Origin of the sequence: Leifsonia sp. Root4 (genome assembly GCF_001425085.1) — a bacterium.
Lineage (GTDB): Bacteria > Actinomycetota > Actinomycetes > Actinomycetales > Microbacteriaceae > Microterricola.
Window position 1 is genome coordinate 556690 of sequence record NZ_LMDN01000001.1, and the last position, 25299, is coordinate 581988.

Annotated in this window: 22 protein-coding genes; 8 read left to right on the top strand and 14 right to left on the bottom strand. The window is 68.8% G+C overall.

Going from position 1 to position 25299, the window contains the following annotated elements; translation table 11 throughout:
* Window positions 1-3 precede the first annotated feature (3 nt).
* Window positions 4-897 (bottom strand): biotin--[acetyl-CoA-carboxylase] ligase, encoded by an 894-nt coding sequence (locus tag ASC66_RS02625; protein ID WP_055834274.1) that lies wholly within the window; start codon window positions 895-897, stop codon window positions 4-6.
* 139 nt (window positions 898-1036) lie between these two features.
* On the opposite strand from ASC66_RS02625, the gene ASC66_RS02630 reads away from it, so the two are divergent.
* Window positions 1037-2674, top strand: a complete 1638-nt coding sequence (locus tag ASC66_RS02630) for an acyl-CoA carboxylase subunit beta (RefSeq protein WP_055834277.1) — start codon at window positions 1037-1039, stop codon at window positions 2672-2674.
* Window positions 2674-2958: an acyl-CoA carboxylase subunit epsilon gene (locus tag ASC66_RS02635; protein ID WP_157509609.1), complete on the top strand. Its 285-nt coding sequence runs from the start codon at window positions 2674-2676 to the stop codon at window positions 2956-2958. The genes ASC66_RS02630 and ASC66_RS02635 overlap by 1 nt, the downstream gene beginning before the upstream one ends.
* A gap of 605 nt (window positions 2959-3563) precedes the next feature.
* On the opposite strand, the gene ASC66_RS02640 is transcribed toward ASC66_RS02635, so the two are convergent.
* The 4 genes from ASC66_RS02640 to ASC66_RS02655 all read right to left on the bottom strand — a co-directional run bounded on the left by ASC66_RS02640 (window position 3564) and on the right by ASC66_RS02655 (window position 8005).
* Window positions 3564-4583, bottom strand: a complete 1020-nt coding sequence (locus tag ASC66_RS02640) for a DUF8320 family protein (protein WP_055834280.1) — start codon at window positions 4581-4583, stop codon at window positions 3564-3566.
* Window positions 4580-5878 (bottom strand): sensor histidine kinase, encoded by a 1299-nt coding sequence (locus ASC66_RS02645; RefSeq protein WP_055834283.1) that lies wholly within the window; start codon window positions 5876-5878, stop codon window positions 4580-4582. Before ASC66_RS02645 ends, ASC66_RS02640 begins: the two co-directional genes overlap by 4 nt.
* Complete coding sequence (locus ASC66_RS02650) at window positions 5865-6527, bottom strand: response regulator transcription factor (protein WP_055836200.1); 663 nt, start codon at window positions 6525-6527, stop codon at window positions 5865-5867. The genes ASC66_RS02645 and ASC66_RS02650 overlap by 14 nt, the downstream gene beginning before the upstream one ends.
* Window positions 6528-6631: 104 nt before the next feature.
* Complete coding sequence (locus ASC66_RS02655; RefSeq protein ID WP_157509610.1) at window positions 6632-8005, bottom strand: class I SAM-dependent RNA methyltransferase; 1374 nt, start codon at window positions 8003-8005, stop codon at window positions 6632-6634.
* Window positions 8006-8046: 41 nt separating this feature from the next.
* Here ASC66_RS02655 and ASC66_RS02660 point away from each other — a divergent pair, with 41 nt between their 5' ends.
* From ASC66_RS02660 to ASC66_RS02670, 3 genes are all read left to right on the top strand, one after another.
* Window positions 8047-8685 carry a Maf family protein gene (locus ASC66_RS02660; protein ID WP_055834286.1) on the top strand — a complete coding sequence of 213 codons (639 nt, stop codon included), beginning with the start codon at window positions 8047-8049 and terminating at the stop codon, window positions 8683-8685.
* A gap of 103 nt (window positions 8686-8788) precedes the next feature.
* Window positions 8789-10549 carry an acetyl/propionyl/methylcrotonyl-CoA carboxylase subunit alpha gene (locus ASC66_RS02665; protein ID WP_055834289.1) on the top strand — a complete coding sequence of 587 codons (1761 nt, stop codon included), beginning with the start codon at window positions 8789-8791 and terminating at the stop codon, window positions 10547-10549.
* Window positions 10550-10790: 241 nt separating this feature from the next.
* Window positions 10791-11990 (top strand): acyl-CoA dehydrogenase family protein, encoded by a 1200-nt coding sequence (locus tag ASC66_RS02670; RefSeq protein ID WP_235496635.1) that lies wholly within the window; start codon window positions 10791-10793, stop codon window positions 11988-11990.
* 131 nt (window positions 11991-12121) lie between these two features.
* Here the strand turns inward: ASC66_RS02670 and ASC66_RS02675 are convergent, their stop codons facing one another.
* On the bottom strand, window positions 12122-13561 hold the full coding sequence (locus tag ASC66_RS02675; protein WP_055834292.1) for an NAD(P)H-quinone dehydrogenase: 1440 nt from the start codon (window positions 13559-13561) through the stop codon (window positions 12122-12124).
* 104 nt (window positions 13562-13665) lie between these two features.
* Here ASC66_RS02675 and ASC66_RS02680 point away from each other — a divergent pair, with 104 nt between their 5' ends.
* Window positions 13666-14493 carry a purine-nucleoside phosphorylase gene (locus tag ASC66_RS02680; RefSeq protein WP_055834296.1) on the top strand — a complete coding sequence of 276 codons (828 nt, stop codon included), beginning with the start codon at window positions 13666-13668 and terminating at the stop codon, window positions 14491-14493.
* On the top strand, window positions 14493-16217 hold the full coding sequence (locus tag ASC66_RS02685) for a phospho-sugar mutase (RefSeq protein WP_055834299.1): 1725 nt from the start codon (window positions 14493-14495) through the stop codon (window positions 16215-16217). Before ASC66_RS02680 ends, ASC66_RS02685 begins: the two co-directional genes overlap by 1 nt.
* A 256-nt stretch (window positions 16218-16473) precedes the next feature.
* Here the strand turns inward: ASC66_RS02685 and ASC66_RS02690 are convergent, their stop codons facing one another.
* From ASC66_RS02690 to ASC66_RS02700, 3 genes are read right to left on the bottom strand one after another with little or no spacing between them, the layout of a single operon-like run.
* Window positions 16474-16749 (bottom strand): PTS sugar transporter subunit IIB, encoded by a 276-nt coding sequence (locus tag ASC66_RS02690; protein WP_055834302.1) that lies wholly within the window; start codon window positions 16747-16749, stop codon window positions 16474-16476.
* Window positions 16746-17192: a PTS sugar transporter subunit IIA gene (locus ASC66_RS02695; RefSeq protein WP_055834306.1), complete on the bottom strand. Its 447-nt coding sequence runs from the start codon at window positions 17190-17192 to the stop codon at window positions 16746-16748. Before ASC66_RS02695 ends, ASC66_RS02690 begins: the two co-directional genes overlap by 4 nt.
* 51 nt (window positions 17193-17243) lie before the next feature.
* Window positions 17244-18365, bottom strand: a complete 1122-nt coding sequence (locus tag ASC66_RS02700) for an adenosine deaminase (RefSeq protein WP_055834309.1) — start codon at window positions 18363-18365, stop codon at window positions 17244-17246.
* 119 nt (window positions 18366-18484) lie between these two features.
* Here ASC66_RS02700 and ASC66_RS02705 point away from each other — a divergent pair, with 119 nt between their 5' ends.
* Window positions 18485-19324: a siderophore-interacting protein gene (locus ASC66_RS02705; protein WP_055834312.1), complete on the top strand. Its 840-nt coding sequence runs from the start codon at window positions 18485-18487 to the stop codon at window positions 19322-19324.
* 3 nt (window positions 19325-19327) lie between these two features.
* Here ASC66_RS02705 and ASC66_RS02710 read toward each other — a convergent pair whose 3' ends face one another.
* Genes ASC66_RS02710 through ASC66_RS02730 form a run of 5 tightly spaced genes read right to left on the bottom strand, consistent with a single transcriptional unit; the run spans window position 19328 to window position 25157 of the window.
* Window positions 19328-20629: a thymidine phosphorylase gene (locus ASC66_RS02710; RefSeq protein ID WP_055836210.1), complete on the bottom strand. Its 1302-nt coding sequence runs from the start codon at window positions 20627-20629 to the stop codon at window positions 19328-19330.
* A 5-nt stretch (window positions 20630-20634) separates the two neighbouring features.
* Window positions 20635-21072 carry a cytidine deaminase gene (locus ASC66_RS02715; protein ID WP_055834315.1) on the bottom strand — a complete coding sequence of 146 codons (438 nt, stop codon included), beginning with the start codon at window positions 21070-21072 and terminating at the stop codon, window positions 20635-20637.
* A gap of 7 nt (window positions 21073-21079) precedes the next feature.
* Window positions 21080-22360 carry an ABC transporter permease gene (locus ASC66_RS02720; protein ID WP_055836214.1) on the bottom strand — a complete coding sequence of 427 codons (1281 nt, stop codon included), beginning with the start codon at window positions 22358-22360 and terminating at the stop codon, window positions 21080-21082.
* Between the two features lie 14 nt (window positions 22361-22374).
* Entirely contained in the window at window positions 22375-23643 is a 1269-nt protein-coding gene (locus ASC66_RS02725; RefSeq protein ID WP_082491965.1) for an ABC transporter permease, read from the bottom strand.
* Entirely contained in the window at window positions 23640-25157 is a 1518-nt protein-coding gene (locus ASC66_RS02730; RefSeq protein ID WP_055834319.1) for an ABC transporter ATP-binding protein, read from the bottom strand. The genes ASC66_RS02725 and ASC66_RS02730 overlap by 4 nt, the downstream gene beginning before the upstream one ends.
* Window positions 25158-25299 lie beyond the last annotated feature (142 nt).

Below are 25299 nucleotides of genomic sequence, written 5' to 3' on the forward strand. Positions count from 1 at the left end.
CCATTAATACCGCAGATGCGTCACATCTCCCGCCGCGACAGACGTCTCCTCGCCGCTGCCGTGCTCCCGAACCCGCAGCCGGCCGTCGGATTCGATCGCCGTCGCCCTGCCGAGGAGCTCTCCCCCGCCCGGCAGCTCGACCCGGACATCCTGGCCGAGCGTGCCGCAGAGCGCGCTCACCTCGGCGTGCAATCCGCTGGCGACGGCGTCGCCACCGGCGGCGAGGAAGCGGCGGTAGAGCCCGGTGAGCTCCGTGAGATACGCCGCCAGCACGGCATCCGGGCTCACCGGCCTGCGCGTGACGAGGGTGAGCGATGTCGAGGTGAGCGTGGGCAGGTCGTGCTCGTCGAGCGAGACATTGAGTCCGGCGCCGAGCACGACGCCCGCGGCATCCGGCAGTAGCTCGCTCAGGATGCCGCTGACCTTGTACCCCGAAATCTGCACGTCGTTCGGCCACTTCAACCGCACCGCCGGCGCATCGGCGACATCGCTCTCCCCCGCGGCGATGGCCTCTGCCACCCGCACCTCATGGGCGGAGTCGACGACGGCCCGCACCGCCCGCGTCATGGCTGCACCGGCGAGCAGCGGGAACCAGCCGAAGTGCTCGAGCGGCAGCGCGCCGTCGCCGGGCACGACCGGGCGGAGCAGCACGGAGATCGCCAGCGACTTGCCCGTCGGAGCCAGCCAGATGCGACCGAGGCGCCCACGCCCGCGGGTCTGATTGTCGGTGACGAGAACGGCCAGATCCGGCCAGTCGGCAGCCTCGGCGCCGCTCGCGCGCGCGACGAGCTCGTCGTTGGTCGAACCGGTCTCAGCCAGAGCCTCGAAGCGGGGAACGGCGCCGGCGCTCCGCGGAAAGGCCGCCACCGCCGGAGCGGCGCTGTCGTCGTTCTGCATGGAGGTCTCCTCGTGTTCACGGGCTCCGTTGTTCGCGGGGCTCTGGCCATTGTGCCCGAGCCCGACCGCCTTCGGGCGCGGGAGGAGGCGTGTCTGTCGACAAGCTCTTCGGGCATCTTTGTAGGGAATCATCAAAGGAATGCGCGGTGGCGTGCACGATAGAGTGAACCGCGTGACCGAGAACTCCAGCACTGCGGCCCCCGACATGTACACGACGGCGGGCAAGCTCGCCGACCTGAAGCGTCGCTACCACGAAGCCGTGACGGCCAGCGGCGAAGCCGCGATCGCCAAGCAGCACGCCAAGGGCAAGATGACGGCGCGCGAGCGCATCGAGCAGCTGCTCGACCCCGGCTCCTTCGTCGAGCTCGACGAGTTCGTGCGCCACCGCACGCACGCATTCGGCATGGAGGCGAAGCGCCCATACGGCGACGCCGTCGTGACCGGAACCGGCACGATCCACGGCCGCCAGGTGGCCGTGTACTCCCAGGACTTCACGATCTTCGGCGGCTCACTCGGCGAGGTCGCCGGCGAGAAGATCATCAAGGTGATGGATCTGGCGCTGAAGACCGGCGTTCCGATCATCGGCATCCTCGACTCCGGCGGAGCCCGCATCCAGGAGGGCGTCGTCGCCCTCGGCAAGTATGGCGAGATCTTCCGCCGCAATACGGCCGCCTCCGGCGTCATCCCCCAGATCTCCATCATCTGCGGCCCGGCCGCCGGCGGAGCCGTCTACTCCCCCGCGCTCACCGACTTCGTCATCATGGTCGACAAGACCAGCCAGATGTTCGTGACCGGCCCGGACGTCATCAAGACCGTCACCGGCGAGGATGTCGGCATGGAGGAGCTCGGCGGTGCGCTCACGCACAACAAGATCTCCGGCGTCTCGCACTACCTCGCCAGCGACGAGCCCGACGCGCTCGACTACGCCCGCACGCTGATCAGCTTCCTGCCGGACAACAACATGGCCGAGCTGCCCGTGTATGAGAGCCACGTCGAGCTCGAGGTCACGGATGCCGATCGCAAGCTGAACACGATCATCCCCGACTCGCCCAACCAGCCCTACGACATGAAGACCGTCATCGAGCACGTCGTCGACAACGGTGACTTCCTCGAGGTGCAGCCGCTGTTCGCCCCGAACATCGTCATCGGTTTCGCCCGGGTCGAGGGCCGCTCGGTCGGCGTCATCGCGAACCAGCCCAACGCCATGGCCGGAACGCTCAACATCGACGCCGGCGAGAAGGCCAGTCGTTTCGTGCGCTTCTGCGACGCATTCTCGATCCCGATCCTCACCCTCGTCGACGTTCCCGGCTACCTGCCAGGCACCGACCAGGAGTGGACCGGTGTGATCCGCCGCGGCGCGAAGCTGCTCTACGCCTACGCCGAGGCCACCGTTCCGCTCGTCACCGTCATCACCCGCAAGGCCTACGGCGGCGCGTACATCGTGATGGGCTCGAAGCAGCTCGGCGCCGACATCAACCTCGCCTGGCCGACGGCCGAGATCGCGGTGATGGGCGGCCAGGGCGCCGTCAACATCCTGTACCGCCCGGAGCTCAAGCGTGCGGAGGAGGCCGGAGAAGACGTCGCGGCCGTGCGCACCAAGCTCGCCAACGAGTACACCTACAACGTGGCCAGCCCGTTCCTCGCCGCGGAGCGCGGCGAGCTGGACGGCGTCATCGAGCCGGCCGCCACGCGCGTCGCCGTGGTCAAGGCACTCCGCGCCCTCCGCACCAAGCGCGCCAGTCTGCCGCCCAAGAAGCACGGGAACATCCCACTCTGATGGCCAAGCACGCCGCACCCCACGACGCCGCGTCGAACGGCGAGCAGAATCCGGATGCCACGGCATCCGGATTCGATCCGGCGAGCCTGCGCTTCGTCACCCGTCACGTCAGCGAGCCGGAGCGAGCGGCCGTCACCGCCGTGCTCGGCTCCGTGCTCGAACAGGAGTCCGCGATGCTCGGGCAGGCGCCCGGGCGCGGGACCTCGGCGTGGCAGCGCAGCCAGCGCGCGCTGCGCACGCCGATCGAGCCCGGCCAGGGCCGCTGGGCGCGCCCGACGCTCTGACGCCCGTGCCGTAGGCCGCGTGACGCAGCCCGCGTGACGCACGGGCAGTGACGCACGCCGCCTGACGGCCGGCGTGGAAACGACAACACCCCCTGGCGGCCTCGCCCCGGCCGTTGTACCCTGATCACTGCACGCCGTCCGATGCGCCGGCGGCTGTACCCCAGCCGTTGCACCCCGGAAACCACGCGTTCGGCCCCGTTGTGGCCTCGCTGCGGCGACATGCACCCCGAGACTCGCCCATTTTGTACCCCAATGTCCCCCTAAAAGCCGACTTTCAGAGGGTGGGGGCCTGCGGCAATATAGTTCTTGCTAGGTGTCTCTCATTGAGTTACACCACCAATCACTCGTCGACTAGGGTAAGCAGGCGAGTGCTTTGGGGGCGAGTCAGGGTTACATTCGGGTTGTCGCCCTGACTCGGATGCCGAAAGGGAGTCGGTCTTAGACCGGCTCCCTTTCGGCCTTTATTTTTGCCTTCGCGGCCGACAGCTGCCCGGGATCCCGCGCTCGTTCGGCCGGTGTTTCAGGCGACACGGCGCCGCGGGGGCCCGCTCCACCGACGCGGCGACCACATCTCCGGCCGAGCGCACACACGGCGCCCCGCGCGGTCAGCTCTGGCGCGGGATCTCCAGCCAGAGTTCGACCTCGTCGTCGAGCTCCTCCTGGCCGAGCGCGCTCGCGCTGCCGTCGTCACTCTGGCTGAGACCGACGACGGTGACCGCGGTCTCCGAACCGTCGGAGACCGTCCTGGCGATGATCTTGTCCGCCGCGCTGCCGCGGATGGCGGCCGCCAGCGCGTCCAGCACGCGCTCACGCTCATCATCGTCCAGCTCGTCGATGCCGCCCTCGTCGAGCAGCGTCACAATCGCGCCACCGCTGCGGGCGCCACGCACGGCGGAACGCACGCTGTCGTTCAACAGCATCCTGCCGCGGATCTCATCGCGGATGGCCGCCTCGAGGTTGCGACACTCCTGCCGCTGATCGGCGTTCAGATCGCCGCCCAGATCGGCGATGCGGCGCAGCATCGGCGCCGCGATGCGGTTGGTCTGGGCGAGCCGGAAGCGACGCTCGTAGAGGTGCGCATCCTGGGCCGCCTGCCACTCCGTCGCCTCGCGCTCCGCGCGCACGAAGTGGTTGGCGTCGCGGCCGGCCTTGGCCAGCTGACGTCCCAGCATGTGCGCGACGGCGACCCAGACGATGCTGCCGACGACGCCGATGCCGCCGAGCGAGCCCGGGCCGGCCCAGAGCATGGTCTGGACCGCGAGGAAGCCGACGCCGATCCACGCGACAGCCAGACGCCGTCTGGCGGCGGCGATCGTCATCAGCGTTCCGACGGCCGCGACGTACCACGTGGCGTAGCCGTTGTCGGCGTTGGGGTCGAGTTGGCTCGTCACGATCAATGGAAGCGCGATGGCGATGGCAAGGTCGAATCCGGCCAGCCAGAGCGGCATCCGGGTCGGGCTGCTCGGCCACAGGCTGATCAGCGTGGCGCAGGCGTAGAGCCCCATGGCCACGATTGATGGCCACGGCGAGACGGGCACGGCGAGGGCGTAGAGCCCGAGCACGATGTGGTATCCGGAGAACAGCGCGCCCAGGGCGAGGATCAGCAGCCGGGGAATCGTGATCATGCGTCGACCCCCTGCTGTAGGTCCACGGCGTTCGCGGCCGGCCACTCGAGCACAATCCGTGTGCCGGCGCCTGGCGCGCTGTCGACGCTGGATTCGCCGCCGACGGCAGCGATCCGCTCGAGGATCGACACCCGGAGGCCGATGCGCGCCGATGGCGTCTTGTCGATGTCGAAGCCGATCCCGGTGTCGGCGATCTCGAGTCGCACACCGCCGGATTCACCGGCCGAGAGGCTGAGGGAGCGCCGGATGGGCCGCCGCACCGCCGGCTCCGTCCCCGTGCCGCCGGCGTGCTGCATGCTGTTGACCAGTGCCTGCACGGCCGCGGAATAGAGCGCCTCGGTCACCTGTGCCGGCAGCCGGAGGCCGTGTGCCTGACGCACGGTCACACTGACCGGAGCGGAGAAGGCCGTGATCGCAGCGCGCAGCCTGCGCTCGAGCTGCTCGACGGGCACCACGCGATCGTCTCCGGGGATCACCGCGCCTGCGGCATCCAGTCGCGCAATGGCCTCCGTGGCCATGCTGGCGGCGAGCGCCTCGTCGGCGGGCGTGCGCGCGTTGGCCGCTGAGAGCAGGGTGGTCAGCACGCTGTCGTGGACGATGGCGTCGACCTCGATGCGCTCGAGCTCGGTCGCATGCTGCCGCACGGCGGTCGTGTATGTGCTGAGCGCTGCGGCCTGGGCGAGGTCGACGGCGGCTGCCGCCTGCCTGAGCATCGTGATGATGATCAGCACGACAAGGCCCAGCATGATCGCGTAGACGGCGTCGAGGGCGGCGAGAGCGGTGTCGACGTTTCCACCGGAGGGGAATGTGCGCAGGGCGCCGTAGACGATGGGGACGAGCAGTGTGTATGCGGCGGCCCAGCCGACGGGGAACGCGACGGCCGCGCACGCGGTCGCCACGGTGCAGAGGAACCAGAGCCACGGTTTCTGGTCGGTGAAGATCGAGGCGTCAACGACCGTCAGCGGCCAGACCAGGAGTCCGAGGAGGTAGGCGAAGGCGACCCAGCTCGTCGTGAGCCGCACGAAGCGGTTGAACAGCGTCGCGATGGCGACCAAGATCAGGCCGCCGAAGATGGCGAGGTTGACGGCACCCGCCCACACCGGATCGAGGTCGGGCAGCTGGCTGAACATGATCGGCACGCTCTGCAAGCCGAAAACCACACCCAGGATGCCGGCGGCGCGGGCTACGATCGTCTCGATCTTGGCCGCGCTGATCGCTTTGATGCCGGTCCGCATCGTCGGGAGCGTCGAGCCGGCGACCCCGCCCGTCGCCGCTACGGCTTCAGCCGCGGCCATCCTCGCCGTCCTGGTCGAGGCCAGGCAGGATGCCGTCTTCCACGGCTCGCCGCAGCAGATCGACCTTGGTGGGCGCGGGGCGCCCGACCTCGACGTACTTCACGCGGATGCGGTCGAGGTATTCGCGGGCGGTCGAGTGGGCGATGCCCAGCTGTCCGGCGACGAGTTTGAGCGGGAGCCCTGAGGCGTAGAGGTGGAGCACGTCGCGCTCGCGTCGGCCGAGCTGGGCCTTGGCGAAGTCGCGGTCTGCGTCGATCGCCGTCGCCCACTCGAGGTTGTTGAGCACCTCGCCACGCGCCACGGTGGCGATCGCCGCCATGACCGTCGTCGTCGGAGAGGACTTGGGGATGACGCCGGCGACACCGGCCGCGAGCGCCTCGCGCACGCTGGCCACGCGGTCGGCGATGCTGTGCACGAGCACGGCCGCGCCGGTCGCCTGCGCCAGCTTGACGTTGTCGGTCACCCGAGATCCGTCGCCGAGCGAGAGATCGAGCACGACGACGTCGACGGGGCGGCCGTCGATCGCGTCGATCAGGCCCTGCGCCGTCGCCGCCGTGTTGACGACCTCATAGCCGGCCGCTTCACAGGCCGCCTTGATTCCGAGTCGCACCGACTCGTGGTCGTCGACGATTGCCACACGTACGAGCATCTGCCCGACCGCCACCTCTTGACTCACGGTGATCCTGCCCTTCGTTTCCCCGTCGCCAACGATAGCCCCGCACCGGAGGCATCATTGTCTTTTTCGTTTCGGACTCAGCGTGTTGGCACCAGTCGGGCGACAGCCTCGACGTGGTGGGTGTTCGGGAACAGATCGTAGGCGTTGAGGCTGGCGAGCTCGTAGCCGTGCCCGGCGAGCAGGCCGATGTCGCGGGCCAGTGCGACCGGGTCGCAGGCGACGTAGATCAGCTGACGCGGGCGCAGGGCCGCGAGTGAGTCGATGACCGCACGGCCGGCTCCGGCACGGGGCGGGTCGAGCACGACCGTCGCCGCCTGCAGCCTGGCGCGCTCGGTGGCGCTGGCGTCCCGCCCGACGCGGGCCAGGTAGCGGTCGACGCGGTCGGTGATCGCGGCGGCGCCCACCCACTCGGCCAGGTTCTCGGCCGCGTGGTCGGTTGCGGTGGCATCCGACTCGACGGTCGTGATGCGCACCGTCTCGCCGAAGCGGTCGCCGACGGCCGCAGCGAGCAGGCCGACGCCGCCGTAGAGGTCGAGGTTGGCCGCGCGCGGGTCGAACTCCGCCTCGTCGATGCTCGCCTGCACCGCACGGTAGAGGGTGTCTGCCGCGTTCGCGTGCACCTGCCAGAAGCCGCCGGCCGACAGGCCGAATGTGCGCTCGTTGACGACCTCGTAAACGGTTTCGGATGCCGACCGCGCCGGGCGCCCCTTGGCATCGCGCTCGACGACGACCACACGGGTGGCGTCGGCGCTCGGGGCGATGACGTCGACGTAGGCAGCGCCGGGGAAACGCTGCGTGAGCGGTGCGGTCTCGGCGACGCTCGATGTGGCCAGCGGGAGGGAGCCGACGTGGACGACGTTGTGCGAGCGCGCGGCGTACGGGCCGACCTTGCCCTGCTCGTCCACCTGCAGCCGCACGCGGGTGCGCCAGCCGGTGCCGTCCTCTGCCGCGTTCTCCGGGGCATCGCTGGCCGGGGCGATGGCCTCGACGGTGATGGCGTCGGTGACATCGCTGCCGAGCTTCGCGAAGCGCTCGAGCGAGTCCACGAGCACCGCACGCTTCAGATCGCGCTGCTTGTCCATGGTGATGTGGCCGAACTCGGCGCCGCCCGCACGCTCGGAGGGGTCACGACTGAGCGCGGCCTCTGCCCAGATGTGTTCGCGGCGCTCGGGCGCGGCGCTCAGCACCTGGAGGGTCTCTGCACGCCAGAAGCTGGCGTGGCCGTCATCCGTGATGCGCGCGCGCACCGTCTCGCCGGGGAGGGTGTCGCTGACGAAGATCACGCGGCCCTCGCTGCGGGCCACGAAGACGCCGCCGTGGGCTACGTTGGTGACGTCGAGCTCGACCTCGGTGCCGACGTTCGGCCCGGCCGGCTTGCGCTCGGCTCGAGTACCGGGCGACGCTGCACCCTTCGGCCGTGCGGATGCTGCAGAACGTGCTCGATTACCCATGTATTGATCGTCCCACACCGCGACCATTCGAAAGGCCCCCGATGCGCCTCTATCTCGCCTCGACCTCGCCGGCGCGTCTGGCCACGCTCCGCGCCGCCGGCATCGAACCGCTCACGCACTCCCCCGGCGTCGACGAGGACGCGCTCGTCGCCCGTGTCGAGGCCGAGCGCGGACCGCTGCCTGCGGCCGAGATGGTGCAGTTGCTCGCCAGGGCCAAGGCCGAGGCGATCGTCGGGCTGGATGTGGCCGGTGCGCCCATCGACGGCCTCATCCTGGGCGGCGACTCCGCCTTCCTTTTCGGCGGGCAGATCTTCGGCAAGCCGCACCGCCCGGAGGTGGCGCGCGAGCGTTGGCTGGCCCAGCGCGGCAAGAGCGGCGAGCTCTGGTCCGGCCACTGGCTGATCGATCACCGCGGCGGGCAGCCACACGGCGCCGTCGGCCGCGCCGACATGGCAACGGTCAGCTTCGCCGATCCGGACACAGACGAGATCGACGCCTACATCGCCAGCGGGGAACCGCTCGCAGTCGCCGGGGCGTTCACGATCGACAGCCTGGGCGGCCCGTTCATCCGCCGTGTGGAGGGCGATCCGAGCACCGTCGTCGGCCTGTCGCTCTCGACGCTGCGGGAGCTGGTGCGCGAGCTGGGTGTCAGCTGGCCCAGTTTGTGGAACCGCGGCTGAGTCTCCGCACACCTCGCCGTTGTCGACATCCGCAGCGTTCATCGCGCATGTTTGTCGATACCGGCCAAAGGCGGGCGCGGTCGGGGCAATAAGCTAGGGAACTATGTCGCGCATAACCAAGGTCCTCGTCGCTAACCGAGGCGAAATCGCCGTCCGCGTCATGCGAGCCGCTCGCGACCACGGGATCCTCTCCGTCGCCGTCTACGCCGACCAGGACCGCGACGCCCAGCACGCCAAGCTCGCCGACGAGGCATACGGCCTCGACGGAACCACCAGCGCAGAGACCTACCTCGTCATCGACAAGCTGCTCTCGATCGCGCGCCGCTCCGGCGCCGACGCCGTGCACCCGGGTTACGGCTTCCTCGCCGAGAACGCCGACTTCGCCCGCGCCGTGATCGATGCAGGACTCACCTGGATCGGCCCGAGCCCGGAGGCCATCGAGAAGCTCGGCGACAAGGTCTCCGCCCGCCACGTGGCAGAGAAGGTCGGGGCCCCGCTGGCCCCTGGCACCCTGAACCCGGTCGCGGATGCCGCAGAGGTGCTCGCCTTCGTCGACGAGCACGGGCTGCCCGTCGCCATCAAGGCGGCCTTCGGCGGCGGCGGCCGCGGCCTCAAGGTCGCCCGCGAACGTGGCGAGGTCGCCGAGATGTTCGACTCGGCCACCCGTGAGGCGATCGCGGCGTTCGGCCGCGGTGAGTGCTTCGTCGAGAAGTACCTCGACCAGCCCCGCCACGTCGAGACGCAGTGCCTGGCCGATGCGCACGGCAACGTGGTCGTCGTCTCGACCCGCGACTGCTCGCTGCAGCGCCGCCACCAGAAGCTCGTCGAGGAGGCGCCCGCCCCCTTCCTCACCGAGGAGCAGAACACCGAGCTGTACCGCGCGTCCAAGGCGATCCTCAAGGAGGTCGGCTACCTCGGTGCCGGCACCTGCGAGTTCCTGATCGGCAAGGACGGCACCGTCTCCTTCCTCGAGGTGAACACCCGCCTGCAGGTCGAGCACCCGGTCTCCGAGGAGATCACCGGCATCGACCTCGTGCGCGAGCAGTTCCGCCTCGCGGAGGGCGGCGTGCTCGACTACGAGGACCCGATCCCGCGCGGCCACTCCTTCGAGTTCCGCATCAATGGCGAGGATGCCGGCCGAAACTTCATGCCGGCTCCGGGCCCGATCCACGTCTTCAAGCCCGCCGGCGGTCCTGGCGTGCGCGTGGACACCGGTGTTCAGGCCGGCGACGTCATCTCCGGCTCCTTCGACTCGCTGCTCGCCAAGCTCATCGTCACCGGTGCCACCCGCGACGAGGCCCTCGAGCGCTCCCGCCGTGCCCTCGAGGAGTTCGAGGTCGCCGGCCTCCCGACGGTCCTGCCCTTCCACCGCGCAATCGTCAACGACCCCGCGTTCGCGCCGGCCGACGGCGCGCCGTTCAGCATCTACACCCGCTGGATCGAGACCGAGTTCGAGAACACCATCGAGCCGTGGAGCGGTACCGGCGAAGAGGCAGCGGCCCCGCAGGCCCGCCACAGCGTCGTCGTCGAGGTCGACGGCCGCCGCATCGAGGTCACGCTGCCCACCCGCCTGCTGCCCGGATCCGCCGAGCACACCGCCGGCCCCGCGCCGCGCCGCCGTGCCGGCCACGCCGTCGACACCTCGACCGGCGACAGCGTGAAAGCGCCGATGCAGGCCACAATCGTCAAGCTCGCCGTCGCGGAGGGCGACAAGGTCATCAAGGGTGACCTCATCGTCGTGCTCGAGGCGATGAAGATGGAGCAGCCGATCACCGCGCACCGCGACGGCACCATCGGGGCCGTCAACGCCGCGGTCGGTGCGACCGTCAGCTCCGGACACCTGCTGATGAGCATCGTCGACTAGCCACCAACTCTGAACGGCGGCACCGCGCACTGCGCGGTGCCGCCGTTCTGTTTTCCCCGCGTGTCGCGCGCATTCTCCGCGACGCGGCGATTCCAATGCTCGACACGGGGGCCGCGACGGGCAAGACTGGGAGCGCGGCGACGATGCCCAGAAGGCTCTCGCCGCGCCCCGCTGCGCACTCTCCGCGCCGCGGGACACCGTGCGACGCTGCATCCGGCGTCGCCTGGCTGGGAGGACCCACGTGATCCAGGACTACGACGTTTCAGAGCCGCTCGACACCGACTTCTATCGGGTGTTCGACGATATCCCGGCGGCCGACCGTGAGGTGTGGCAGCGGGCCCGCGGCTTCGTCGAAGAGATCTGGCCGACGATCAATGAGGCGTGGGAGAACGCGGACTACCCGCTCGAGCGGGTGCGCCGCATGGGCGAGCTCGGGCTCCTGAACGACGGCGTCTCCGGCGACGGGCTCCGCACGCTGTCGCCGCTCGGCGCCGGGCTTGTGACCATGGAGGTCTCGCGCGGCGACGGCTCGCTCGGCACCATCATCGCCATCCAGGGTGGTCTCGCTCTGCGCACGATCGCGCTGCACGGCAGCCCGGAGCAGAAGGCCACGTGGCTTGTCCCGATCGAACGCGCCGAGGTGCTCGCCGCCTTCGCGCTCACCGAGCCGCTGCACGGTTCGGATTCGGTCGCCCTGGAGACGACGGCTGTTCCGGATGCCGATGGCTGGGTGATCAACGGCACGAAGAAGTGGATCGGCCACGGGCTCGGCGGCGCCGTGACGATCGTGTGGGCGCGGGTGCCGAGCGCCGACAAGCACGGCGGCAGCGTGCGCGGCTTCCTCGTTCCGCAGGACACCCCCGGCTACAGTGCCGAGGTGCTCACCGGCAAGGTGGCCCTGCGCTCCGTGCACCAGACCCGGGTCACGCTCGAGAACGTGCGTGTTCCGGCCGACGCCGTGCTCCCCGGCGCGCGGAGCTTCAACGACACCTCGACGGTGCTCTACGCCACCCGGCTCGGTGTGGCCTGGTCGGCGCTCGGCCATGCCATCGCCTGCTACGAGGCGGCGCTGAACTACGCGACCCAGCGCGTGCAGTTCGGCCGGCCGTTGGCCCAGTCGCAGCTCGTGCAGGAGCGGCTGACGACGATGCTCTCCGACGTCACCTCGATGCAGCTGCACTGCATGCACCTGGCGAAGCTCGACGAGCGCGGCGAACTCGACCCCGTGATGGCGTCGATGGCGAAGTACACGTGCACCCGCAAGGCACGATCCGTCGCGGCCATCGCCCGCGACATGATGGGTGCCAACGGCGTGCTGCTGGAGAACCACGTGATCAGGCACATGGTCGACATGGAGGCCGTGCACACCTATGAGGGCACGGAGAGCATCCAGGCGCTGTTGATCGGCCGCAGGATCACGGGCGAGAGCGCCTTCAAGTAGCGCGACGCGCAGCGTCGCGAAAGGCGGCAGCCAGACCCAAGGCAACCCCGGGAACTGTCACCGACGCTGGTTGGGTTTCGACAAGCTCAACCAGCGGTGCCGTTCCGCTGATTGACCAGCGGCTGCGCCCGCTACTTGTCGACGATGTGCATGGCGCGGGCGGCATCCGAGATCGAGCCGCTGAGCGATGGGTAGACGGGGAACGCGTCGGCGATCTGGTCGACCGTGAGTCGGTTCTCCACGGCGAGCGCCAGCGGGAAGATCAGCTCGCTGGCCTTGGGCGCGACGATCACGCCGCCGATCACCGTTCCGGTGCCGCGGCTGGCGAAGAGCTTCACAAAGCCCTCCTTGATCCCCATCATCTTGGCGCGCGGGTTGGAGGCCAGTGGCAGCTTGTAGATCTCGCCGCGGCGGATGCCCTCCTCGATCTGCTTCTGCGTCCAGCCGACGGTTGCGATCTCCGGCTGGGTGAAGATGTTGGAGGTGATGTTTTGCAGCGCCGGAGGGTTGACGGCGTCGCCCATGGCGTGGAACACGGCCGTGCGGCCCTGCATCGATGCGACACTCGCCAGCGGCATGAAGGTCGTGCAGTCGCCGGCTGCGTAGATGTTCGGCATCGAGGTGCGTGCGACCCTGTTCACCCGGATGTGGCCGCTGTCGTCGAGCTGCACGCCGGCCTCCTCGAGGCCGATCCCCGCCGTGTTCGGGATGGCGCCGACGGCCATCAGGCAGTGGCTGCCCTCAACGGTGCGTCCATCGGAGAGCGTGGCGAGCACGCCGTCCTCCGTGCGCACGACCGAGTCGGCGCGCGACTTGCTGAGCACCCGCATGCCGTTGCGCTTGAAGGCGTTCTCGATCACGTGCGCGGCGTCGGCATCCTCGCCGGGCAGCACCTGGTCGCGGCTGGAGATCAGCGTGACCTTGGCACCGAGCGCGCGGTACGCCGAGGCGAACTCGGCACCGGTCACACCGGAGCCGACGACGATCAGGTGCTCTGGCACCGTCTGCAGGTTGTAGAGCTGGGTCCAGGTGAGGATGCGCTCGCCGTCCGGCACCGCGGAGGCCAGCACGCGCGGGCTCGCACCGACGGACACGACGATCGTGTCGGCCTCGATGCGATCGAAATCGGTTCCGGCGTCGCCCTGAGCGGTCGAGACGATGACGGCGCCGGTGCCGTCCAGGCGCCCGTCGCCCTGCACGAGGCGGACCCCCGCACGCAGCAGGTTGGCCTTCATGTCTTCGGACTGCTGGCGCGCCAGGCTGAGCAGGCGCTTGTTGACCGCGGCCAGGTTGATGGCGACCTCCGGCCGCACCGGCACACCGTCGGCACCGCGGGTGAAGAACTGCACCCCGAGGTCGGCGGCCTCCTTGATCGAGTTCGAGGCCTCTGCTGTCGCGATCAGCGACTTGGACGGAACGACATCCGTGAGCACGGCTGCTCCGCCGACTCCGACGCGTTCGACGAGCGTGACCTCCGCACCGAGCTGCGCACCGGCGAGTGCCGCTTCGTAACCACCGGGCCCTCCACCGAGTACTGCAATTCTGTGGGTGCGTTCGAACTCATAGGCCATTGCTCCATTCTCCCCTGCCGCTCCAAACGCAGCAAATGAGCACACCCTCAGCTGCATATGAGCAAAATCTGCAGCGCGGGCGCATCCGTCATTAGAGTTGATGCATGTCTGTACAGAACCCACTTGACCTGCCCGATTCCGACCCGTTCGATGTCGCACGGATCGCCGCAGAGCAGATCGCCGAGAAGACCGGCGTCGAACGCCACGACATCGCGCTGACCCTCGGCAGCGGCTGGGGCAAGGCCGCCGAATTGCTCGGCGAGACGACCGCCACCATTCCGGCGCACGAGATCATCGGATTCAGCAAGCCGGCCCTCGAGGGCCACGTCGGAACGCTGCGTTCCGTGCTGCTGCCCGGCGGCAAGCGCGCCCTCGTGATCGGCGCACGCACCCACTACTACGAGGACCACGGTGTCCGCCGCGTCGTGCACAGCGTGCGCACCGCCGCAGCGACCGGCGTGAAGACGATGATCCTCACCAACGGGGCTGGAGGCATCAAGGAGACGTGGAAGCCGGGCACCCCCGTGCTGATCAGCGACCACATCAACCTGACGGCCGACTCTCCGCTCGAGGGCGCGACCTTCATCGACCTCACCGATCTGTACTCCAAGCGCCTGCGCGATCTCGCGCACTCCATCGACAGCACGCTCGATGAGGGCGTTTACTGCCAGTTCCGCGGACCGCACTACGAGACGCCGGCCGAGGTGCAGATGGCGAAGATCATCGGCGGCCACATCGTCGGTATGTCGACCGCACTCGAGGCGATCGCCGCACGCCAGTCCGGCATGGAGGTGCTGGGCATGTCGCTCATCACCAACCTCGCGGCCGGCATCCAGAAGACCCCGCTCAGCCACGCCGAGGTGATCGAGGCCGGCCAGATGGCCGAGCCCGTGATCAGCGCACTGCTGGCCCGTATCGTGGCGGCGATCTGATGAGCTCGGATGCCGCTCTGCTCGAGACGGCGCGGGCCTGGCTCGCCCAGGACCCCGACGCGGAGACCCGTGCCGAGCTGCAGCAGCTGATCGACGCGGCGGCCGCGGGCAATGCCGACGCCTCCTCCGAGCTGCATGACCGTTTCGACGAGCGTCTTGCCTTCGGCACGGCCGGACTCCGCGGCGAGATCGCCGCCGGGTCCAACCGGATGAACCGCGTGCTGGTCTCGCAGGCCGCAGCCGGTCTCGCCCGCTACCTGGTCGAGGCCGCCGGCCAGAGCCAGACGTCGGGTGCTGCCCCGTCGGTGGTGATCGGCTACGACGGCCGCAAGAACTCGGACATCTTCGCCAGGGACACGGCGGAGCTGATGGCCGGAGCCGGGGTGCGGGCGATCCTGCTGCCCCGCCTGCTGCCGACCCCCGTGCTCGCCTTCGCCGTGCGCCACCTCGATGTGAGCGCCGGCGTGATGGTGACGGCCTCGCACAACCCGCCGAACGACAACGGCTACAAGGTGTACCTGGGTGACGGCAACGAGGGCTCACAGATTGTCGCGCCCGTCGACGGTGCCATTGCGAACCACATCCTGCGCGTCGCCGCGGAGGAGAACGTGCTCGAGCTGCCGCGTGGATCCTTCGAGACGGCCGAGGAGGGCGTCATCGACGCCTACATCGCCGCGACGGCCGCCGTGGCGTCCGAGGCTCCGGCGGGTGGCCGCGCTGAGCTCTCCGTCGTCTACACCGCCATGCACGGCGTCGGGTGGGAGACCGCCCGCAGCGTCCTGGCCGCGGCCGGCTTCTCCGCACCGCATGTCGTCGCCGCGCAGATCGATCCGGACCCGGCGTTCCCGACGGTTGCGTTCCCGAACCCGGAGGAGCCGGGCGCGATGGATCTGGCGATCGAGTTGGCGCGCGAGCTGGGCGCTGAGCTCATCATCGCGAATGACCCCGACGCCGACCGGCTGGCGATCGCGATCCCCTCCGCGACGGATGCAACCGGCTACCGTCGCCTGAGCGGCAACGAGCTCGGCGCCCTGCTGGGCTGGCGCGCCGCTGAGCGGGCCGTGGCCGCCGCATCCGGCGACAACGGACCGGCTGGCACCCTCGCCTGCTCCATCGTCTCCTCGCCGGCTCTCAAGGCCGTCGCCGCACACTACGGACTCGAGTTCGCCAACACGCTGACCGGCTTCAAGTGGGTCTCGCGCGCTCCCGGGCTGATCTTCGGCTTCGAGGAGGCGCTCGGCTACCTGGTGAACCCGGAGACCGTGCGCGACAAGGACGGCATCTCCGCCGCGGTTGCTCTTCTCGACCTGACCACGTCGCTCAAGGCCTCCGGCCGCACGATCGCTGACCACCTCGAGGAGTTCACCGCGACCTTCGGTGCCTACGCCTCCAGCCAGGTCTCCGTGCGCGTCACGGATCTCTCCCGCATCGCCGAGGTGATGTCGGCGCTGCGCGCTGACCCGCCGGTGGAGATCGGCGGCATCCGGGTCGAGCAGATCGACGACCTCGGTGCGGGCTTCGGCGCGCTGCCGCCGAGCGATGTCCTGCGCATCTGGCTCACCGGCGGCGCCCGCGTCATGGTGCGTCCGAGCGGCACGGAGCCCAAGCTCAAGGTGTACATCGACGCGTCGTCCACCGACGGCAGCGTCGTCGAGCGCGAGGCGGCCGCTGCCGCGACGGTGGCCGCTCTGGACATCGGGATGCGCGCCCTCATCGGCGCGTAGCAGCCAGACGCGCCAGCGTCGGGCTACTACGCGAAAGGCGGCAGCCACCACCAAGGAAGCCTACGAAACCGTCACCGCTGCTCGGCGGTTCGACAGGCACAACCAGCGGCCGCAGGCTCAACCAGCGGCCGCAGGCTCAACCAGCGGCCGCAAGCTCAACCAGCGGGAGGCTCACCAGCTGCCTCGAATCAACGAAACGGCCCGGTCTGCAGCTGCAGACCGGGCCGTTTCGTGTTCGACGCCCCGTGGTGCGCCGCTACCAGCCGAGGGCGCCCTCGAGCTTCTCCATGATCTCCTCGAGATCGAAGTAGTTGTTGATGACCACGATGTCGGCGTTGGTCGCACCGATGTGGGAGACCAGCTCCGGCGACGTCAGGATCACCTGGGCGTCGGCGGCGGCGACCGCGAGGCTGGCGACGTCGGATGCCGAGACCTCGGCCTCGATGTCGAGCCGCTCGAGGGCGCGTTCGGCGTTCACCTTGAGGATTCCCGAGGTGCCGATTCCCGCACCACAGATGGCGACGATCTTCACGCGTCGACTCCGAGCAGACCGCGAACCGTTGCGGCATCCGGTGCCGCGGCCAAGGCGGGGATCACGCTCTCGTCGTTGAACACGTTCGCCAGCGCGGCGATCGAGTGCACGTGCTCGTCGGAGCTCTTCACCGCGAGACCGATCAGCACGCTGACGGGGTCGTTGTGCGGGTGCCCGAAGGCGACGGGCTCGGCCAGCGTGACGACGCTGAGGCCCTCGCGCAGCACGTCGGGGCCGGGTCGGGCGTGGGCCAGCGCGAGCCCGGGGGCGATGACGATGTAGGCACCGAACTCGTCGATCACCTGAACCATGCGCCCCGTGTATCCGGCGCTGGTGGCGCCGGAACGCCGCAGGGCCTCACCGCACAATTCGACGGCGGCGCGCCAGTCGTCGGCGCGCACGGCGATGTCGATGGCCGAGTCAGGCAGGGGCGGGAGAGTCATCGGTGTCTTTCAGAGAGGTGGTGGTGCGCGAGGGTGGTGCGGGTGGGAGGATCAGACCTCGGCGTAGGCGTCAGCGATCTCCTCAGCGAGTTCCTCGCGCTCCTCCAGGGGGAGGAAGGCCGCAGCGACGGCGTTCTGCTGGAACTGCTCGAAGTCGTCGACGTCGTAACCGAAGGCGTCGCTCAGCAGGCCGAGCTCCTTGCTGAGCGTCGTGTTGCTCATCAGGCGGTTGTCGGTGTTGACCGTGACACGGAAGCCGAGCTGGTACAGCAGGTCGAACGGGTGGTCGATGAGCTCATCGCCCCAGGCCGCGATGGCACCGGTCTGCAGGTTCGAGGACGGGCTGAGCTCGAGCGTGATCTGGCGGTCGCGCACCCAGCGGGCGACCGGGCCGAGCGTGACGTAGCTGTTGTCGTCATCCTCGCGCTCGATCGTGACGTCTTCCGCGAGGCGGACGCCGTGGCCGAGGCGCAGGGCGCGGCCATCGAAGAGCGCGCCCCGGATGCTGTCGATGCCGTCGGCCTCGCCGGCGTGCACGGTGACGGGGAAGAATTCCTTGGCCAGGTAGTCGAATGCGGCGCGGTGGTTGCCGGCGGGGAAGCCCAGCTCGGCACCGGCGATGTCGAAGCCGACGACGCCACGGTCGCGGTGGCGCACAGCCAACTCGGCGATCTCGAGCCCACGGTCTGCGTGGCGCATCGCCGTGACGAGCTGGCCGACACGGATCTCTCGGCCGGATGAGAAGACGTCGTCGATGCCGGCCTCGATGCCCAGCTGCACGGCTTCGACGACCTGGTCGAGGCTGAGTCCGCGGGCGAGGTGCTGCTCGGGCGCCCAGCGCACCTCTCCGTAGATCACGCCGTCGGCCGCGAGGTCCTGCACGAATTCGCGTGCGACCCGCTCGAGCCCCTCGACGGTCTGCATCACGCTCGTGGTGACGTCGAAGGTCTTGAGGTACTCGACGAGGGATCCGGAGTTGGCCTGATCCGCGAACCAGGTGCCGAGTTTCGCGGCATCGGTGGTCGGCACGTCGATGCCGATGGCATCGGCGAGTTCGATGATCGTCTGCGGCCGCAGGCCACCGTCGAGGTGGTCGTGCAGGGATATCTTGGGCAGTGCTTCGATGCTGATGGCGCCGCCGGGCAGAAGGTGCTCGCTCTGAGAGGTGTTCACCCTTACAAATCTAGTGGTCGGGTGGTCGGGATGTCTCGGCAGATTCGCAGCCGCATTCCGCCAACATCGAACACGGTCGCTAAGGTTAGCCTTAGCTAACCACGACGAGCGAGGATGCAATGGCCAACTCATCAACCGCAACGGCGATCAAGCCGAGCGATCCGCAGGTGTTGCGCCTCGCCGTGCTCGCCTCGGCCCGCCTCAGCCCGTCGATCCAGCGGGTGACCGTCGGCGGTCCCGCTCTGCGACATTTCACACCGATGGGATACGACCAGTGGTTCCGGCTCTTCCTCCCGCGCGCCGGCCAAGAGGACTTCCGGCTGCCGACCAGGACGTCGGCGCTCTGGTACGCCCAGTGGCTCGCGACGCCGAGCGCGAAGCGTCCAGACTGCCGCAACTACACGGTTGCGGGCATCAGGCCGGAGCTCGGCGAGATCGACATCGACTTCGTCGTGCACGGCGACCCGGCATCCGGCTCGGTCGATGGGATCGCCGCGGCGTGGGCGCTGAGTGCTCGCCCCGAGATGCCGATCGGTCTGCTCGACCAGGGGATCATGTACGCGCCTCCCCGGGGGAGCGACGAGACCCTGATCGTCGCCGACGAGTCCGGCCTCCCCGCGGTTGAGGGGATCCTGCGCAGCCTCCCGCGCACCGCGCGCGGAGCCGCCGTGATCGAGGTGCCGCACGCCGGCGACAGGAGGGCGCTCGGCCAGCCGGACGGCATCGAGGTGCACTGGGTCGTGCGCGCAGAGTCCGCGGCCCCGCACGCCCTGCCCGGGGTGGCCGCACTCGCCCACATCGCCGGGCTCCCCGCGCCGTCAGCCGCCTGCTACGTCTTCGCGGTCGGCGAGTCCGCGCTGGCGACCGGCGTTCGCCGCCACGCGGTGTCACTCGGGGTCCCGAAGGCGAATGTGCGCTTCTCCGGCTACTGGAAGGCCGGCCGCCGGGCGGGCACGTAGCCGCTAGCGGCCGATGCGCTCCGCGATCAGCGGCCCGCCGTCCAGCACAGGCTCGCCGGGTTCGCCGATACGCCAGGCACCGTCGACCGCCTCCAGTGCTCGCGCGAAGCGCTCCGGCTCGTCGGCGCTCAGCGTGAACAGCGGCTGACCCTTGCGGATGGTGTCGCCCGGCTTCGCGTGCAGGTCGATGCCGGCGGCGTGCTGGACGGGGTCCTGCTTACGGGCACGGCCGGCACCGAGGCGCCAGGCGCCGATTCCGAATGGCAGCGCCTGCTGTTCGACGAGCACGCCGTCGCGGTCTGCGAGCACGGTGTGGGTCTCGCGGGCAACGGGCATCGCGGCATCCGGGTCGCCGCCCTGGGCACGGATGACATCGCGCCACTTGTCCATGGCCCGGCCGTCCGTGAGCGCGGCAGCCACATCGACGTCGACGATGCCGACGAGCGCCAGCATCTCCTCGGCCAGCGCCACCGTGAGCTCGACGACATCGCGCGGGCCGCCACCGGCCAACACCTCGACGGACTCGCGCACCTCGTTGGCGTTGCCGATGGCCAGGCCGAGCGGCACGTTCATGTTGGTCAGCAGGGCGGACGTCGCGACGCCGGCATCCTCACCCAGTGCGACCATCGTCTGCGCCAGCTCGCGCGAGCGCTCGATGTCCTTGAGGAAGGCGCCGGAACCGAACTTCACGTCGAGCACGAGTGCTCCCGTTCCCTCCGCGATCTTCTTCGACATGATCGAGGACGCGATCAGCGGGATCGCCTCGACCGTTCCCGTGATGTCGCGCAGCGCGTACAGCTTGCCGTCGGCGGGCGCCAGACCGCTGCCTGCGGCGCTAATCACTCCCCCGTGCTCCTGCAACTGCGTGAACATCTCCTCGTTGGTGAGGTTCGCACGCCAACCCGGGATCGACTCGAGCTTGTCGAGCGTGCCTCCGGTGTGGCCGAGGCCGCGCCCGGAGAGCTGGGGGACGGCCGCGCCGAAGACCGCGACGAGCGGCATCAGCGGCAGGGTGATCTTGTCGCCGACGCCACCGGTGGAGTGCTTGTCGGTCGTCGGCTTGCCGAGAGCGGCGAAGCTCATCCGCTCGCCGCTGGCGATCATCGCCATTGTCAGGTCGCGGATCTCGCTGCGCGACATCCCGTTCAGGAAGATCGCCATGGTCATGGCGGCCATCTGCTCGTCGCCGACGTAACCGCGCGTGTACGCGTCGATCAGCCAGTCGATCTGCGCGGTGGTGAGGACACCGTTGTCGCGCTTCGTGTGGATCAGGTCGACGGCGTCGAATGCCTCGATTGCGGCCATGGTCACTATGCTCCGAACTCAATCAGCTGCCGCGGCCCGAAGGCGTCAGGCAGTACTTCTTCAATCGTGCGGATGCCGCTCACGGTCTCGAGCAGCATCCCGGGCACGGCGTGCTCGAACAGGAGCTGCCGGCAGCGCCCGCACGGCATCAGCACGGTGCCGTTGCCATCGACGCAGCTGAAGGCCACCAGCTGGCCTCCCCCGCCCATGTGCAGCCCGGAGACCAGGGAGCACTCGGCGCAGAGCGTCACGCCGTACGACGCGTTCTCCACGTTGCAGCCGGCGACGATGCGGCCGTCGGTTGCCAATGCTGCTGCACCGACGGGGAAGTGCGAGTACGGCGCGTAGGCGTTCCGCATGGCCGCGGTGGCCGCGGCGCGCAGCGCTTCCCAGTCGATGCTCTCCGCGTCCGGTTTCGGTGCTGAGACGGGTTCCACTGTCATCTCCCGATCAGGACTTGATATACGGTTTGCCGGATGCCGCAGGCCCACGGGACTGCCCGACCAGACCGGCGACGGCGAAGATCGTCACGAGGTACGGCAGCATCAGCATGAACTCGCTCGGAACCGGCGAACCGATGATGCTGAGCACGTTCTGCAGATTGGACGCGAAACCGAACAGCAGCGCGGCGAGCGTGGCCCGGATCGGATCCCAGCGGCCGAAGATCACGGCCGCGAGGGCGATGAATCCGGCGCCGGCCGTCATCTCTTTGCCGAAGGCGCCGACGGAGCCGAGGGTGAAGTACGCCCCGCCGAGTCCTGCGATGGCACCGGCCAGCGAGACATTCCAGAACCGCGTGCCCGTGACGTTGATGCCGACGGTGTCGGCGGCCTGCGGGTGCTCACCGACGGCGCGCAGGCGCAGTCCCCAGCGGGTGTGGAAGATGCCGAAGTACACGGCGGCGACCACGACGTACATGATGTACACGATGATCGTCTGGCGGAACAGCACCGGCCCGATCAGCGGGATCTCGGAGAGGAACGGGATGTTGATCCGCTCGAAGCGTGGAGGCGCGTTGAGCGTCGTGGCGTTCGGGGCCAGCAGCTGCGAGAACAGGAAGCCCGTGAGGCCCGTCACCAGCACGTTCAACACCACACCGACGATGACCTGGTCGACGAAGTACTTGATCGAGAAGGCGGCGAGCACGAAGGAGACGAGCACGCCGGCCACCATCGCGGCCACGAGGCCGAGCAGCGGCTGCCCGGTGATCGAGGCGACGAGCGCAGAGGTGAATGCGCCGGCGAGCAGCTGACCTTCGATGGCGACGTTGACGACACCGGCGCGCTCGGAGATCACGCCGCCCATCGCACCGAAGATCAGCGGGACGGCCAGGCTGAGCGAGCCGAAGAGCAGGCCGGGGACGGGGATCGTCGCACCGGCGGATGCCCAGACGAGGAACCCGAGCAGCGCGAGGAACGCGAAGATCGAGATCAGCCAGAGCGGCGTCTTCTTGTGGTTGTAGACGAGCCAGGCGCTGTACGCCGCGATCGCGAGCAGAAGCACCGAGATGACGATGCCGGTTTCGCGGGTCGGCAGCTCGACGTCGGGCAGCTGGATGAGGTCGGAGCTCGTCGAGAGCCGCATGGTGCTGACGCCGTCCCGGCCGAAGACGACGAGGAGGAGGACCGCCAGGAGGGCGAAGATCCCGAGCGCGACCGGAGTCTTCCAGTTGCGGATCAGTGCGACGCCGGGTCCCGGCGTCGGGGCGTTCGGCTCGGTCGGGCGAGACACGGGGGCGATGGTGCTCACTTGGCTGCCACCTCCTTCGTAACGGTGGGGGTGGCTCTGCGGATGGGTCCGGGAGCCGGAAGGCGGAAGATCGCGCGCACCAGGGGCGGTGCGGCAATGAAGAGCACGATGAGCGACTGCACAACGAGCACGATGTCGATCGGAACGCCCTCTGCGGCCTGCATGGCGAAGCCGCCGGCCTTGAACGCGCCGAACAGGATGCCGGCGACGAAGACGCCCCAGGGCTTGGATCGACCGAGCAGTGCGACCGTGATCGCGTCGAAGCCGATGCCGGAGTCGATGCCCGCACCGAATCCGCTTGTCGTCGTTCCCAACACCTGGTTGATGCCGGCGAGACCGACGAGACCACCGGAGAGCAGCATGGCGTAGACGTACATGCGCTTCACGTTGATGCCCGCGACGCGTGCGGCGTTCGGGTTCTCACCGACGGCGCGGAACTTGAAGCCGAGGCTCGACTTCGACAGCAACCACCAGACGAAAACCGTCGCGGCGATGACGAGGATGAAACCGAAGTGCAGGTTGTAGCCGGGGCCGAGCAGGTCGGGGAAGACGGCGTTCGGGTCCGTGGCCGGGCTCTTCGGATTGTTCGATCCCGGCGTCTTCAGGAAGCCCTCGCGCAGCCAGTAGCTCACAAGGTAGAAGGCGACGTAGTTGAGCATGATCGTCGTGATCACCTCGTGCGCACCGGTTCGGGCCTTCAGCAGACCGACGATGCCACCCCAGAGTGCACCGGCCATGACACCGATCACGAGTGCGACGATCATGTGCAGGACCGGCGGAAGGTCGAGGCTGAATCCAGCCCAGCCACCGAGCGCGGCTGCCATGAGCATCTGGCCGCGACCACCGATGTTGAAGAGGCCGACGCGGAAACCGAGTGCGACACCGAGGCCGGCCGCGATCAGCGGCGTTGCGAAGGTGAGCGTCGCGGTGAGCGGCTTGATGCCATCGGCGAAACCGGGGCGGCGGAAGTTGTAGATCGAGCCCTGGAACAGCGCGGAGTACGCTCCGGCGACCGAGTCCCAGATCGCGATGAATGTGTCACCCGGCCTGGCGAAGAAGTACACGGCGGTCGCCTGTACCTCTTTGTTGGTGAACGCGATCATCACGGCACCGACGAGCAGTGCGAGCACGACGGCCAACACCGAGATGATGGCGCTTCCGGTGGTGATCTCGCGGAACATCCGGTGCCAGCGCGAGGGTTCCTCGGTTGACTGCGTTGAGGTCACGTTCGTCGTGGGGGCCTGCTGAGCCTGCTGATCGCTCATGCGGCCGCTCCTTCTGCCGGCTTCTCGCCGGCCATCATGAGGCCGAGATCGGCACGGGGGGTGTCACCGGGGACGATGCCGACGATCTTGCCGCGGTACATCACCATGATGCGGTCGGCGAGTGCCGCGACCTCATCAAGCTCGGTGGAGACAACGATCACCGGGGTTCCGGCGTCGCGGGTTGCGACGATGCGCTTGTGGATGAACTCGATGGAACCGACGTCGACTCCGCGGGTCGGCTGGGCGGCGACGAAGAGTCGCAGCTCACGGCTGAGTTCCCGCGCCAGCACGACCTTCTGCTGGTTGCCGCCGGAGAGCCGGCTGACCGGCTCGTCGATGCCCTGGGTGCGCACGTCGAATTCCTTGACCTTGTCGCGGGCGAAGTCATCGAGTGTCGAGTTCTGGATGTTGCCCATGCGCACGAACGGTGCGCCGTCCGATCGGTCGAGCATGAGGTTCTCTGCGATCGTGAACGCGCCGACGAGGCCGTCTTCGTTGCGGTCTTCCGGCACGAATCCGACGCCTGCGTCGAGGATCTTGCGCACGGAGTGGCCGCGGATCGGGGTGCCGTCGAGTGTGATGTCGCCGATGACACGGGGCTGGAGGCCGATGAGCGCCTCGGTGAGCTCGGTCTGACCGTTGCCCTGAACACCGGCGATGGCCAGGATCTCACCGGCGGCGACGGTGAAGCTGATGTCGTTCACGACGATGTGGCCGAGCGGGTCGAGAACGCTGAGGTTGGTGACGACGAGTGCAGGTGCGCCGGGGGCTGCCGGCGCCTTGTCGACGGTGAGGTCGACCGCTCGGCCGACCATGAGGGTCGCGAGCTCTTCGTTCGACGCCGTCGGCGATGCCTCGCCGACGACCTTGCCGAGACGGATGACGGTGATGCGGTCCGCGACCTCGCGCACCTCGCGCAGCTTGTGGGTGATGAAGACGATCGAGGTGCCCGTCTCCTTGAGCTGGCGCATGATCACCATGAACTCGTCGGTTTCCTGCGGCGTGAGGACGGCGGTCGGCTCGTCGAAGACCAGCACCTTCGCCTCACGCGAGAGCGCCTTGATGATCTCGACGCGCTGCTGCACGCCGACCGGGAGGTCTTCGATCAGCGCATCGGGGTCGACGTGGAATCCGAAACGGTCGGAGATCTCACGCACGCGCTGCCTGGCGGCGTCGAGGTTGAGCTTGCCTCCGAATCCGGTCTCCTCGTGGCCGAGCATGACGTTCTCTGCGACCGTGAACACGGGGATCAGCATGAAGTGCTGGTGCACCATGCCGATGCCTGCCGCCATGGCGTCGCCGGGACCGGAGAAGTGCTGCACGGCGTCATCCAGGAGGATCTCGCCTTCATCGGCCTGATACAGGCCGTAGAGCACGTTCATGAGCGTTGATTTCCCTGCGCCGTTCTCGCCCAAGAGCGCATGGATTTCACCCGCCTCGACGGTGAGGTTGATGTGATCGTTGGCCACCAGCGCACCGAAGCGCTTGGTGATGCCTCGAAGTTCGAGCTTCATGGTTCCAAATTCTATTGAGTGCTGTGGAGTTGCGCGAGCACCTGCTCAAATGAGCAGGCTCGACTGCCGATGTTCTCACACAACGGCCACCAGGGCTCGACGGGACGTCCCGGCACAGAACGAGGGAGGCCAGCAGATGCTG